The 13106-nt window shown below is 63.3% G+C and carries 12 protein-coding genes and 1 tRNA gene; 4 read left to right on the forward strand and 9 right to left on the reverse strand.

Annotation, left to right across the window (positions count from 1 at the left end):
- Positions 1–1340, forward strand: a 1340-nt coding sequence (locus EN925_RS05875) for a UxaA family hydrolase (RefSeq protein WP_128336406.1), incomplete at its 5' end; no start/stop codon positions are given.
- Between the two features lie 66 nt (positions 1341–1406).
- Complete coding sequence (locus EN925_RS05880; RefSeq protein WP_013528170.1) at positions 1407–2153, forward strand: SDR family NAD(P)-dependent oxidoreductase; 747 nt, start codon at positions 1407–1409, stop codon at positions 2151–2153.
- A gap of 14 nt (positions 2154–2167) precedes the next feature.
- Here EN925_RS05880 and EN925_RS05885 read toward each other — a convergent pair whose 3' ends face one another.
- From EN925_RS05885 to EN925_RS05915, 7 genes are all read right to left on the reverse strand, one after another.
- On the reverse strand, positions 2168–3073 hold the full coding sequence (locus tag EN925_RS05885) for a dihydrodipicolinate synthase family protein (protein WP_027164224.1): 906 nt from the start codon (positions 3071–3073) through the stop codon (positions 2168–2170).
- 11 nt (positions 3074–3084) lie between these two features.
- Positions 3085–4797, reverse strand: a complete 1713-nt coding sequence (locus EN925_RS05890; RefSeq protein WP_127368307.1) for an IlvD/Edd family dehydratase — start codon at positions 4795–4797, stop codon at positions 3085–3087.
- Positions 4798–4811: 14 nt separating this feature from the next.
- The gene (locus EN925_RS05895) at positions 4812–5591 is read right to left on the reverse strand and encodes an SDR family oxidoreductase (protein WP_127368306.1); all 780 of its coding nucleotides are present in this window, start codon (positions 5589–5591) and stop codon (positions 4812–4814) included.
- Positions 5584–6474, reverse strand: coding sequence for an aldose 1-epimerase (locus tag EN925_RS05900; protein ID WP_127368305.1), 891 nt, complete (start codon positions 6472–6474; stop codon positions 5584–5586). Before EN925_RS05900 ends, EN925_RS05895 begins: the two co-directional genes overlap by 8 nt.
- Before the next feature lie 13 nt (positions 6475–6487).
- Positions 6488–7438 (reverse strand): L-arabinose ABC transporter permease AraH, encoded by a 951-nt coding sequence (gene araH, locus EN925_RS05905; RefSeq protein WP_013528175.1) that lies wholly within the window; start codon positions 7436–7438, stop codon positions 6488–6490.
- 11 nt (positions 7439–7449) lie between these two features.
- Positions 7450–8961, reverse strand: a complete 1512-nt coding sequence (araG, locus tag EN925_RS05910; RefSeq protein ID WP_027164219.1) for an L-arabinose ABC transporter ATP-binding protein AraG — start codon at positions 8959–8961, stop codon at positions 7450–7452.
- 70 nt (positions 8962–9031) lie between these two features.
- On the reverse strand, positions 9032–10021 hold the full coding sequence (locus tag EN925_RS05915) for an arabinose ABC transporter substrate-binding protein (protein ID WP_024501894.1): 990 nt from the start codon (positions 10019–10021) through the stop codon (positions 9032–9034).
- Between the two features lie 256 nt (positions 10022–10277).
- Here EN925_RS05915 and EN925_RS05920 point away from each other — a divergent pair, with 256 nt between their 5' ends.
- Together EN925_RS05920 and dgoD are read left to right on the forward strand one after the other, a co-directional pair.
- On the forward strand, positions 10278–10967 hold the full coding sequence (locus EN925_RS05920) for a FadR/GntR family transcriptional regulator (protein WP_245465090.1): 690 nt from the start codon (positions 10278–10280) through the stop codon (positions 10965–10967).
- Between the two features lie 8 nt (positions 10968–10975).
- Entirely contained in the window at positions 10976–12124 is a 1149-nt protein-coding gene (gene dgoD, locus EN925_RS05925; protein ID WP_127368303.1) for a galactonate dehydratase, read from the forward strand.
- A 192-nt stretch (positions 12125–12316) separates the two neighbouring features.
- Here the strand turns inward: dgoD and EN925_RS05930 are convergent.
- Together EN925_RS05930 and EN925_RS05935 are read right to left on the reverse strand one after the other, a co-directional pair.
- Positions 12317–12392, reverse strand: a tRNA-Ala gene (locus EN925_RS05930).
- 172 nt (positions 12393–12564) lie between these two features.
- The gene (locus EN925_RS05935) at positions 12565–12954 is read right to left on the reverse strand and encodes a TIGR02300 family protein (protein ID WP_127370662.1); all 390 of its coding nucleotides are present in this window, start codon (positions 12952–12954) and stop codon (positions 12565–12567) included.
- Positions 12955–13106 lie beyond the last annotated feature (152 nt).

Raw genomic sequence — 13106 nt, forward strand, 5'->3', positions numbered from 1 at the left:
CCATCGGTTTTGCGCGGGAACCAATCGTCGCCGGCGACTGGGTTCACGAGCACAATGTGTATCTGCGAAATTTCGAACGCGACTACGTCTTCGGCACGAATACCAGGCAAACCGAGATCGTTGCCGAGGCCGAGCGCGCTACTTTCATGGGTTACCGCCGACCGAGCGGCAAGGTGGGCACGCGCAACTTCATTGCCGTCCTGACCTCGGTGAACTGCTCTGCCAGCGTCGCCCGGTTCATCACCGACGAGGTCAACCGGTCTGGCATCCTGCACGACTATCCCAATGTCGACGGTATCATCGCACTCGTCCACGGCACTGGCTGCGGCATCGACACCAAGGGTCCCGCTTACGACCTGTTGAAACGGACTCAATGGGGCTTTGCCACGAACCCCAATGTCGGCGGCGTGCTGATGGTCGGACTCGGCTGCGAAGCGTTCCAGATCCCACGCTGGATGCAGTCGTACAACATCGAGGAGAGCACGATTTTCCGCACGATGACCATCCAGGAAACCGGCGGTACGCGAAAGACGGTCGAGGCTGGCGTGAAGGCGATCGTCGACATGCTGCCTACGGTGAACGCCGCCGAAAGGACGCCGCAACCAGCCTCCGAACTGGTGCTTGCGCTGCAATGCGGCGGATCGGACGGTTACTCCGGCATCAGCGCCAATCCGGCACTAGGTGCTGCGGTGGACCTGCTTGTCGGGCAAGGCGGTACGGCGGTGCTCTCGGAGACGCCCGAGATCTATGGCGCCGAACATCTCCTCGCCTTGCGCGCCGAGAGCCGCGCGGTGGGCGAAAAGCTGATCGAACGCATCCGCTGGTGGGAGGATTATACCGCCAGGCACGACATGGAGATGAACAACAACCCTTCGCCCGGCAACAAGCTGGGTGGGTTGACGACCATCCTGGAGAAATCGCTCGGCGCTTCCGCCAAGGGCGGCACCACCAATCTGCGGGCGGTGCTGGAATATGCCGAGCCGATCAACGAGCGCGGCCTCGTCTTCATGGATACGCCCGGCTACGACCCGGTCTCGGCCACCGGGCAGGTCGCCGGCGGCGCCAACATATTGTGCTTCACCACCGGCCGCGGTTCGGCCTTCGGCTGCAAGCCGACGCCCTCGATCAAGCTTGCCTCCAACACCTTCATCTTCGAGCAGATGCGCGAGGACATGGATATCAATTGCGGAGACATACTGGACGGCGTCTCGCTGGCCGAGAAGGGCGAGGAGATCTTTGCCGAGATCCTGCGCGTCGCTTCCGGCGGGCGCACCAGGTCGGAAGCGCTCGGCTATGGCGACAACGAGTTCGTGCCATGGAGCCTTGGCGCGACCATGTAGCGATCGCCGGCCTGCACAGGCCGGCCTTTATCCCGGAAGTAGCTCAAACGGAAAGAACCGCTCGACATGAACAGGATCGATCTTGACGGCCAGCACGCTGTGGTCACCGGTGGCGCCCAAGGCCTCGGCTTCGCGATGGCCAGGCGTTTCGTCGCTTCCGGCGCGACGGTCAGCTTGTGGGATCTCGATGAGGCCCGCCTCGAAACCGCCAAGAAGGAACTCGGCAACGCTGCCACGACAGAGATCGTGGACGTCGCCGATTGGACGTCGGTGGACGCGGCGCGCGCCAGGACCGAAGATCTGGCCGGCAAGATTTCCATTCTGGTCAATTCCGCCGGAATTGCCGGCCCTGCCGCCCCGCTCGACGTCTACGACATCGAGACGTGGAAGAAGGTCATCGACGTCAACGTAAACGGTACGTTCTACGTCAATCGCGCCGTGGTTCCCGGGATGAAGGAGCGCAATTACGGACGGATCGTCAACATCGCTTCCGTCGCCGGCAAGGAGGGCAACCCCAACGCCTCCGCCTATTCAGCCTCGAAGGCGGCGGTCATCGGCTTGACCAAGTCGCTCGGCAAGGAACTGGCGCAGTACGACATCGCCGTGAACTGCATCTCGCCGGCCACGGCACAGACGCGCATCCTCGAACAGCTGACGCCGGAGCACATCGAATATATGCGCTCGCGCATTCCGCGCGGCCGCCTGCTGGAGGTCGACGAAGCCGCGGCGATGGTCGCCTGGCTCGTCTCCAAGGAGAACAGTTTCACGACCGCCTCCACGTTCGACCTGTCGGGTGGGCGGACGACCTATTGAAGGGCAGTTGCCGTTCAGCCAGGCAACCGACCGAGGCCAGCCGCAAAGCGCGCCACCATCGCCACGCCGGTCTCGTTGGGCCGCATCGCCGGAGCCCGGTCGTGTATCGGGATGCCTGCGCGGGCGCCGAACAGCCGCTTGCCGTAGCAGATCAGGTTCTCGATGCCCTGCATGACGAAGACCGCTGCCGGCAGCATTCTTGCGTACTCGGCCTCGGCCGTCGCTTCGTCACCGATCCGAAACGCATTGTAGGCGCGCACGGCGAGGTCGATGCCATCAGGCGCCAGGATCATGCCGCGGCAACCGATGCGGAAATTGTCGATCAGTTCAAGGCCGCCGCGTCCGTTGAAAACGGGTATCCGGCCTTCGGTGCGTTCGATTAATCCGGCAATGTCGGTGACAGGGCCTTCGCCCTTGATCAGCCTTATGTTGGGATGAAGCGTGACAAGTTCGCGGATCTCGTCCGATGACAGGCCGCGCCCGAAAAACGCCGGCGCGTTCTGGATCGCCACCGGCAGGTCGGTTGCCTCGGCGACGCGGCCGAAGAACCTGGTGTATTCCAGCGCACCATAGGATCCGACCGGCGGCGGCTGCAGGATCACCCAATCCGCTCCCACGCTTTCAGCATGGCGAAGCTGTGCCACCTGCTCAGCCACCGAAGCGCCGAAGATGGTGAAGGCAAGCGGCACTTTTCCAGCCGTATCTTCCGCCGTCCAGTCCATGATCGTCCGGCGCTCGGCCTCGGTCAGCTTGGCGACTTCCGTCGCCAGGCCGAGCGCCGCCATGCCGTGCACGCCCGTCGCCAGGCAGATCTCGACCTGCCGACGCATCGCCGCGCGGTCCAGTTGTTCGTTCGCGTCAAAGAGCGCGTAGAGAATGGCGTGAATGCCGTGGAAATCGTCAGGCCGGAAATTGGGCATGCTGGTCGGCCTCAATGGCTTTCGCGTGGAATGGCGTGGCCACGGCATCCGACGAGAAAGTCGAGATCGGCGCCGCGGTCCGCCTGCAGGACACGGTCGACATAGAGGCCCTGATAGCCGCCGCGCATCGCCGGGACGGGCGGTAGCCAGGATTCACGACGCCGCGCCAGCTCCTGTGCCGACACGTCGAGATGCAGCTTCCTTGCTTCGACGTCGAGCTCGATGAAGTCGCCGCTCCTGACCAGCGCCAGCGGGCCGCCGATGGCGGCTTCGGGTGCGGCATGCAGCACGACGGTGCCGAAGGCGGTGCCGGACATGCGGGCATCGGAGATGCGGATCATGTCGCGGACACCCTGCTTCAGCAGCTTCCGGGGCAGCGCCATGTTGCCGACCTCGGCCATCCCCGGATAGCCCTTGGGGCCGCAATTCTTCAGCACCATGATCGACGCTTCGTCGACGTCGAGCGCGGGATCGTCGACGCGCGCCTTGTAGTCGTCGATGTCCTCGAAGACGACGGCGCGGCCGCGATGCTTCATCAGGGCCGGTGACGCGGCTGACGGCTTGATGATGGCGCCGTCGGGCGCCAGATTGCCACGCAGCACCGCGATACCGCCATTGGGAGTAAGCGCCTTGTCGCGCGGGCGGATCACCTCGGGATTGTAGTTTTCAGCGTCACGGATGTTGTCGCGCACGGTCTTGCCGGTGACGGTCAGCACGTCGAGATCGAGCAGATCGCCAATCTCCTTCATGACCGCCGGAATGCCGCCTGCGTAGCAGAAGTCCTCCATCAGGAAGCGGCCTGACGGCATCAGGTCGAGGATGGTCGGTACATCGCGGCCATACCGATCCCAATCGTCCAGTGTCAGTTCGGTGCCGACGCGGCCGGCAATCGCCAGCAGATGCACGACCGCATTGGTCGAGCCGCCGATGGCACCATTGACACGGATGGCGTTGGCGAAAGCTTCTTTCTTGAGGATGGCGGACGGGCGGAGATTCTCATTGACCATCTCGACGATGCGCCGCCCCGTCATGCGGGCGATGCGACTGCGGCGCGCGTCGACCGCCGGATAGGCAGCGTTGCCCGGCAGCGCCAGGCCGAGCGCTTCGACCATCGAGGCCATGGTCGAGGCCGTGCCCATGGTCATGCAATGACCCGGCGAGCGTGACATGGCACTCTCGGCATTAGCGAAATCCTGCTCGCTCATCACGCCGGCGCGGACATCCTCGGAGAATTTCCAGACATCGGTGCCGGAACCTATCTCGCGGCCCTGGAAACGGCCATTGAGCATCGGCCCGCCGGAAATGACGATCGACGGCAGGTCGCAGGAGGCCGCGCCCATGACCAGCGACGGGGTGGTCTTGTCGCAGCCTGCCATCAGCACGACACCGTCCATCGGATTGCCGCGGATCGCTTCCTCGACATCCATCGAGGCGAGATTGCGGAACAGCATCGCCGTCGGGCGCAGATTGGATTCGCCGCAGGAGAAGACCGGGAATTCCAGCGGCAGGCCGCCGGCTTCCAGCACGCCCGCCTTGATGTGCTCGATCAGGCCACGGAAATGCACGTGACAAGGCGTGAATTCGGAGAAGGTGTTGCAGATGCCGATCACCGGGCGGCCGTCGAAGGCATCGTCGGGCAGGCCGTTGTTCTTCATCCAGCTGCGGTGAATGAAGGCGTCCTTGCCCTGCCCGCCGAACCAGTGCTGCGATCGTCTCTTGGTCATGATTTTCCCGGAATTCAGGCTGGATGCTGGAGCTGGCTCAGCCCACCATCTACGACGAGCGTGGCCGCATTCATGAACGGGCACTCGTCGGAAATCATGAACACCGCAGCCAGCGCAATCTCGCGCGCCGTGGCGATGCGGCCGCCAGGATGTAGCGCCATGGTGTTGGCGCGTGCTGTGGCCGGATCGGCAAAGCTGTTCCAGTAGTCGATCGCCTTCTGGGTTTCGACATAGCCGGGCGCCAGCGCGTTCACGCGCACCCCTTGCGCCGCATATTCGAGCGCCAGCGATTTGGTCAGGCCGAGCAGCGCGTGCTTGGCGACCGGATAGGGAAAGGTGTGTGGGATGATGGTGAAGCTGTGCGTCGAGGCGATGTTGAGGATGGCGCCGCCGCCGCTCGCGATCATGCCCGGCAACACCGCCTTGCTGCAATTCCAGGCGCCCTTGACGTTGACGTCGAAGTTGCGGTTCCATTCCTCCTCGGTCGCCTCGAGCGGCGTCGAGAACACATTGACCCCGGCATTGTTGATCAGCGCGTTGATGGGGCCGATCTCGGCGGCCGCTTGGCTGACGACAGCGGCAATCGCGGCACCGTCGCTGATGTCGGCTGCCGCATGCCCGACATGGCCGCGCGGCACGGCGAGGCCCGCGACGGTCTTGTCCAGCAGTGCGCCGTCGCGGTCGACCAGGAACAGTCTTGCGCCTTCGGCAAGGCAGGCCTCGGCGATCGCCAGCCCGATGCCTTGCGCGGCGCCGGTCAGGAAGATGCGTTTGCCGGAAAGGCGCTCAGCCATGGTTGTCGCTCCAGTCGAAGACGGTCATTGCGAATCTTGCTCTGAGAACCTCGCCGGGGGAAAGTACCTTGATCCCCATTGGGTCGGCATCGAAATGCTTCAACGCATTTGGGGTATGGCTCATCGGCTCCAGGCAGAAGAAGCTTCGGTCCGTGTCCGGCGCAAAGAGCATGTAGCGGTCGAGCTCCGCGTCCGCCTCGATGTCGATCCCCAGACAATGCTCCGGCCAGATGATGCGCGCGATGCCGCTCCACCCTTCGAAGCCATTGTTCAGCCAACGGTCGGGCAAATGGCGCGGCGTTGAGAAAGCGACATCGTCGGCAATGGCGCTCCTGGACGCTGGAAGGTGCCCGTCGCGCTCTGTCCACCAGGTTTCGGCCGGCGCAAACAAGGTCGTCCGCGGCGTGCGCGGAAAGAATGGATGGAAACCGAGGCCGAATGGCAGTGGAATGACGCCGGTATTTTCGACGGCAAGCCGGAGTTCCAGCCGCGCGCCGGCGAGCCGGAACGACTGTCGCGCATGGTAGACATAGGGCGAGTCGACGCGGCGCGGATGATCGAAGGCCAAATCGAGGCGGTCGACGCGATGCTCCTCGACCTTCCAGTTCGCCTGCCAGCCGTCACCGTGAATATAGAAAGGATCAGTCGTGTTGGGCGCCAGCGTGAAGTTTTGACCGCCGCAGGAAAACGCATTGCCCTCGACGCGATTGCCGATCGGCACCATCGGAAAGCAAGCGCAGTGCACAACGTCGAACTCGGCCTCGCCTTGGTAGGGACGCAGGAATGGCACCCCGTCGGCCGTATGGCCGTTGACGATTGCGCTGCCAGAGGGGCTGATCTCGACGCACAGCCGATTGCTTTCCAGTAGTATTCCAGCCGACATGCCCTGCCCCGACTCAACGCCGGCCCAAAGCCGACGAGCGCAGATTGTCGAGCAGCACGGCCAGGAGCAAAATAACGCCGCGCACGATGTACTGGTAAAAGGCCGGGATGTTGAGCAGGTTCATGGCGTTCTCGGCGATGCCCATGATCAGCACGCCGACGATGACGCCCGACATGGTGGCGCGGCCGCCGGCAAGCGAGACGCCGCCGAGCACGCAGGCCGAGATGACCGAGAGTTCCAGTCCGACCGCCGCGTTGGGCTGGCCCGAGGTGATGCGCGACGCCAGCAGGATGCCGGCGATGCCGCAGACGACGCCTTGCAGCGCAAAAATCCAGATGCGCGTCCGGTCGACATTGACGCCGGCAAGGCGCGAAGCCTCCGGATTGCCGCCGATGGCCAATGTGTTCTTGCCGAAGACGGTGCGGTTGAGGACGAAGCCGAAGATGCAAAACAGGATGGCGAGCACCCAGACCGGCGTCGGAATGCCGAGCAGTTTGGACAGCGCGAGCTGGTAGAAATCCGGGCTGTTGATGCCGACGGCGCGGCCGTCGGACGCAATCAGCGCAAACCCGCGCACGATCTGCATGGTGGCCAGCGTCGTGATCAGCGCGTTGATGCGGAATTTGGCGATGACGACGCCATTGATGAAGCCGACGAAGGCGCCGCTGGCAATTGCCGCCAAGAGGCCAAGCAGGATCGAGCCGGTGTAATTCGACGCCATCACAGCGACCATGCCGGCAAAGGCGACGATGGAGCCGACCGACAGGTCGAAGTCGCGTGCGGCAAGGCAGAACATCATGGTGCAGGCGACGATACCGACGGTGACCACCGACTGCAGCAGGCCGAGCATATTGCGGTCGGTGAGGAAATTCGGCACCAGAGCCGACACCAGCGCGAAGGCGACGACAAAGATGACGACGAGGCCCTGTTCGCCGAGCAGGATTTTTTTCAACTGGTCGGTCATGCCAAAAGTCCTCAAGATGCGATCGCGTCGGGGGTTTTCTGATCGGGGAGAGCGGCGGCCAGGATCGCCCTTTCGGCGAACTGGTCGCGGGTGAGCTCGGCGCTGACGCGGCCGCCGCACATCACCAGAATGCGATCGCAGATGCCCATCACCTCCGGCAGTTCGGACGAGACGACAACGATCGCCATGCCGTCCTGCGCAAGCTGGTAGAGCAGTTCATAGATTTCCGATTTGGCACCGACGTCGATGCCGCGCGTCGGCTCGTCGACAATGAGCACCCGCACCCCTTGTTCGGACAGCCAGCGGCCAAGAATGACCTTCTGCTGGTTGCCGCCGGAGAGGTTGATGATGTCCTGCTTGCGCGACGGCGTGCGCACCTTGAGCTTCTTGATGAAGGTTTCGGCGGTGGCGATCTCGCTGGCGCGGTTCAACACGCCGAAGCGCGTGTGATGGCGCCGCGACGAGATGTTGATGTTCTCCTCGACCGAGCGGCCCTGGATGATGCCGTCATGCTTGCGATCCTCCGAACACAGCACGATGCCGGCCCGGATCGTACCACGCGGATCGGTGGCAGGGACCAGCTTGCCGTCGACGGTGATGGTGCCGCCCGAGCGCGGATCGGCGCCATAGACCAGCCGCATCAGTTCCGAGCGCCCGGCGCCGATCAGGCCGAAGAAGCCGACGATCTCGCCTGCCCTCGCCTCGAAACTGGCCGGCGTCTTCAGTTTGGGGCCGCTGAGAGCGTCGACCTTCAGGCGGACATCGCCCGTTTTTCGTGCGCGAAAACCCCAGATATCCGAAATCTCGCGGCCGACCATTTCGGCGACGACCTGGTCGCGGGTGACGCCTTTCAGCGACGCATGGTGCGCCGCGAGCTTGCCGTCGCGCAGCACGGTCAGGCTGTCGCAGAGCCGGAACACTTCGTCGAGCCTGTGCGAGACGTAGATGATGACCTTGCCCTCGCCGCGCAGGCGGTCGATCAGGGCAAACAGGATTTCGCTTTCGCGCGAGGACAGCGACGAGGTCGGTTCGTCCAGCGCGATAACGCGTGCGTCGAGCATGATCGCCTTGGCGATCTCGACCATCTGGCGTTCGCCGATGGACAGCGTCTTGACCTTGCGGCGCATGTCGATGTCGATGCCGGCCGATTTCAGCTTGGCGCCGACGTCGTCCAGCATCCGGCGGCCGGCGATGATGCCGGCGTTGGCAGGGAAACGACCGAGGCTGAGATTTTCGGCAACGGTGAGTTCAGGAACCAGCTGCAGTTCCTGATGAATGACGATGACGCCATTGTCGAAGGCATCCCGGGTCGACGTATAGGCCTGAACCCTGCCGTCGATGCGGATCTCGCCCTGATCGGCATGCTGGTCGCCGGACAGTATCTTGATCAGGGTGGATTTGCCGGCGCCGTTCTCGCCCATCAGCCCATGCACGGCGCCTTTGTCGACGCCGAACGAGACGTCCGACAGCGCCTTGACGCCCGGATAGGTCTTGGTGATGTGCGAGAAGTCGAGAAAGGACACGGGCAGCGATCCTCTTATGGAATGGCAAACAGGCGGCGGGATGAGCCGCCGCCTGTTTGTACAGGGAGGATTATTCGATGCCGAGGCCCTGGCGGACCTTCTGGTAGTCGTCGCGCTTGGCGAGTGCACCGGAAGTCAGGATCAGCTTCTCCGGCTCCTTGTTGCTGGCAACCCAGTCATACATGTTGAGCGCCGTTTCGTAGCCATGACGCTTCGGCGAGATGATCACGGTGCCGACGAAGCCGGTGGCCGTCGGCTTCTTGAACTCGTTGATCGCCGAATCCGCGCCGCCAATGCCAACGCCGATCACGCTATCAGCGGGGATGCCGACGCTTTCGGAGGCACGCACCGCACCCAGCACCGCTTCGTCGTTGAGGCCGAAAGAAACCCACTTCTTGATCTCGGCATGGGCGTTGAGCACGACGGTCGCCGCATTGAGGGCAGCTTCCGTATCGGTCTTGGCCTGAGGGGCGTCAAAAATGTTCTCGGCCTTGAAGCCGTTTGCCTTGAGCACCGAGATGGCGCCTTCGACGCGGTCGACGGCGGTCGGCAGTTGGTCGTAAGAGACGCGGATGGCGCCGACCTCGTCGGCCTTCCAGCCGCGCGCCTTCATCTCGTCGACGATCGCCTGGCCGACCGCCTCGCCGATCTTGGTTGCCGAGATGCCCATATGCGGCACGTCTTCCAGCGCCTTGCCGTCGGCGCCGACCAGGCGGTCATCGACAGTCATCAGCTTGAGATTGTTGGCGGCGGCCTTGGCGACGATGCCGGGGCCGAGCTTCACGTCGGGCGTGCAGACGATGAAACCCTGCGCGCCCTGGGCGCCGAGATTGTCGATGGCCGACATCAGCTTCTCACCGTCTTCGGCGCCGATCTTGACCAGGGTGAAGCCCTTTTCCTTGGCGGCCTGATCAGCGAACTTCCATTCGTCCTGGAACCACGGCTCCTCGGGCTGTTTGACGATGAAGCCGATTTTGGTGTCCTGAGCATATGCAGCGATGGTCGTGACGGACAGCACGGCAAGCGCGCCCGCGACGAGCGCGGTCTTCAAAAGTCGCATGATTACCTCCCAGCGATGACCGGGCGCTCAGCCCGGATGCCGGAGTCTCTAATCGCTTTTATCATACTCGTCAATTGATCTGGTATGATAATTAATGTACATGCTCTGACCAGCGATCGCTGGCGCAATTGATCCGCATCCGTTAAGGCCGGACCGGTTGTGCGAAACCAGCGGTTCGCCGCCTTGGAGGAGGGCTGAGGTGACCGGGACTTTGAAGAAACCGCAAGGCGACACAGCCACTCGCCGCCCGCGCGTCATGCCCGACGTGACCAAGGCGATTGCCTCGGACATCTTTTCCGGGCGCTATCCGGCCGGCTCCTCACTGCCGACCGAAAACGAGCTCGGCGTCGAATACAGCGTCAGCCGCACCGTCATCCGTGAGGCCCTGAAAGTGTTGGCGGCAAAAGGGCTGGTGCTGTCGCGGCCACGCGTCGGCACGATCGTCTGCAACGAGGACGACTGGAACATCATCGACCCGCAGGTGCTGGCCTGGCACGCGCCGCATGCACTGGACGACAAGCTCTTCGACGCCATTCTTGAGACTCGCCGGGCCATCGAGCCGCTGGTTGCCGAACTCGCCGCCACGCGCGCGACGCTGCAGGAGATCGCCGATCTCGAAGCCACCTGGCGCGGCATGGCCGGCGCCGGCGAGGATCTCGCCGCCTTCTCGCGCAGCGACATCGCTTTCCACCAGATCGTCTATGCCGCGAGCCACAACCCGATCTTTCGCCAGATCGGTAATCTCATCGACACCGGGCTGAAATTCTCGCTGGAGGCGACGGCGGTGATTTCGCTCGGCCGGCGCATGGAGGCCGTGGCGGCGCACCGCGAGGTGGTCGAGGCGCTGCGTATGCGCAATGCCGATGCCGCGCGTGGCGCGGCAAACAAGATCCTCGACCTCGCGGCGCGCGACCTCGTCAGCGCCAAGAAACTCAAGAGCAACTGAGACTGCGCATGAAAATCATCTCGCTCACCACCTACATCGTTCCGCCGCGCTGGCTGTTCCTGAAGATCGAAACCGATGCCGGCGTCACCGGCTGGGGCGAGCCGGTGGTCGAAGGCCGGGCGCTGACCGTCGAGGCGGCGGTCAAGGAGCTTGGCGATTATCTCATCGGCAAGGATCCGCGCCTGATCGAGGACCACTGGACGGTGATGCACCGCGGCGGTTTCTACCGCGGCGGCCCGATCCTGATGAGCGCCATTGCCGGCATCGACCAGGCACTGTGGGACATCAAGGGCAAGGCGCTCGGCGTGCCCGTGCACGAACTGCTCGGCGGCAAGCTGCGCGACTCGATCAAGGTCTATTCCTGGATCGGCGGCGACCGCCCGGCGGAGGTCGCGGCCGGCGCCAGGGAAATGGTTGCGCGCGGTTTCCTGGCGCTCAAGATGAACGGTACCGAAGAACTGCAGATCGTCGACAGCCATGACAAGATCGACGCCGCTGTCGAACGCGTCGCCATGGTGCGCGAGGCCGTCGGGCCCAACATCGGCATCGCTGTCGATTTTCATGGCCGCGTGCACCGGCCGATGGCGCGTGCGCTCGTCAAGGAACTCGAACCCTATAGGCTGATGTTCATCGAGGAGCCGGTGCTCAGCGAAAACCGCGAGGCGCTGAAGGAGATCGCCGCGCTTGGCTCGACACCGATCGCGCTCGGCGAGCGGCTCTATAGCCGCTGGGACTTCAAGTCCGTGTTCGAGGAAGGCGTCGTCGACATCATCCAGCCCGACCTGTCGCATGCCGGCGGCATCACAGAATGCCGCAAGATCGCGGCGATGGCGGAAGCCTATGATGTCGCGGTCGCGCCGCATTGCCCGCTCGGGCCGATCGCGCTTGCCTCGTGCCTGCAGCTCGACGCGGTCAGCTACAACTGCTTCATCCAGGAGCAGAGCCTCGGCATCCACTACAACGCCGCCAACGACCTGCTCGACTATGCCGCCAACAAGGATGTCTTCCGCTACGAGGATGGTTATGTCGCCATTCCCGACGGCCCGGGCCTGGGTGTCGAGATCGACGAGGATTATGTCAAGGAACGTGCCAGGGAAGGCCACCGCTGGCGCAACCCGGTCTGGCGCCACAAGGACGGTTCCTTCGCCGAGTGGTGATCGGGCTGGCTTTCAGACTCCAAGCACTCCAGGAATAGTGAAGACTTTGTCCGGCGAGCAGTTGCTCTCGAGAAATGGCTCGTTCGTTCCGTTTGATCGAGGGGCTTTCAGCGGCATTGCCTGAATTGACCATCAAACGCAGATGACCGCAGTGCGGCACATTCATCGGCTGCGAATTGCAGAGGGACTGTTTGGTGGAGCCAATCGGGATCGAACCGACGACCTCTTGAATGCCATTCAAGCGCTCTCCCAACTGAGCTATGGCCCCACTTCCGGCAGTCAACCGGCGCCGTTTCCGGCGAAGAGATCCGGCGCGGGTTGGAGACCGCGCCGTTAGTGCAGGCGGCTTCTAACCCCGCCCTTCTCAGATATCAAGCCTTCGAGAGTCGCTTTTTCTTCACAGTCCTCGAAAGCCCGCAAACGCCCGCTTTCAAGGCCGATCAGACCTCGTCGTCGTCGTCGCCGACGCCGATCATGTCGGCAACGTCGTCATCTTCTTCCTCTTCGTCGGCGAGGAAGGTGTCATCTTCGTCGTCGCCGAGATCAACGTCGTCCGCGTCGTCGCCAAGATCCGGCAGGTCGTCGCCCTTGACGTCCTCATCTGCCTCTTCGAGCGAGACGACCTCAACGCCTTCTTCTTCCTCGGCGTCCACTTCCTTCTCGGCCACTTCCTCTTCCTCCTCGAGAGCGGCAATCTTGCCTTCCTCGAAATAGGAACGCGGATAGGTCTTGCCGGTGTAGGGCGAGACGATCGGGTCCTTGTTCAGGTCGTAGAATTTTCGGCCCGTCTCCGGGTCGATACGTTTTGTGCCAAGTTCGGTTTTTGCCACGGCAAGCCTCGTCAATAAAAGAGTGGTCCCCTTAACCACAGTTTGCAGCGCTGTCAAAGCGAAAAGCCGGCGTCACAAAACCATGCATTGAAAGGCCTCGCGTGAAGTGACGACCATGGGGATGACCATTTCGGCCCACCGTGGTACGAGAC

The sequence above is a fragment of the Mesorhizobium sp. M7A.F.Ca.US.006.04.2.1 genome (genome assembly GCF_004022915.1).
Taxonomy (GTDB): domain Bacteria; phylum Pseudomonadota; class Alphaproteobacteria; order Rhizobiales; family Rhizobiaceae; genus Mesorhizobium; species Mesorhizobium ciceri.

Bases quoted from the DNA above. Each gene is read 5' to 3' on its own strand.
- EN925_RS05915 (WP_024501894.1), bottom strand. From the start codon at position 10,021: ATGCGACTTTTGAAGACCGCGCTCGTCGCGGGCGCGCTTGCCGTGCTG.
- EN925_RS05920 (WP_245465090.1), top strand. From the start codon at position 10,278: ATGCCCGACGTGACCAAGGCGATTGCCTCGGACATCTTTTCCGGGCGC.
- dgoD (WP_127368303.1), top strand. From the start codon at position 10,976: ATGAAAATCATCTCGCTCACCACCTACATCGTTCCGCCGCGCTGGCTG.
- EN925_RS05890 (WP_127368307.1), bottom strand. From the start codon at position 4,797: ATGACCAAGAGACGATCGCAGCACTGGTTCGGCGGGCAGGGCAAGGAC.
- EN925_RS05900 (WP_127368305.1), bottom strand. From the start codon at position 6,474: ATGTCGGCTGGAATACTACTGGAAAGCAATCGGCTGTGCGTCGAGATC.
- EN925_RS05880 (WP_013528170.1), top strand. From the start codon at position 1,407: ATGAACAGGATCGATCTTGACGGCCAGCACGCTGTGGTCACCGGTGGC.
- EN925_RS05895 (WP_127368306.1), bottom strand. From the start codon at position 5,591: ATGGCTGAGCGCCTTTCCGGCAAACGCATCTTCCTGACCGGCGCCGCG.
- EN925_RS05885 (WP_027164224.1), bottom strand. From the start codon at position 3,073: ATGCCCAATTTCCGGCCTGACGATTTCCACGGCATTCACGCCATTCTC.
- araH (WP_013528175.1), bottom strand. From the start codon at position 7,438: ATGACCGACCAGTTGAAAAAAATCCTGCTCGGCGAACAGGGCCTCGTC.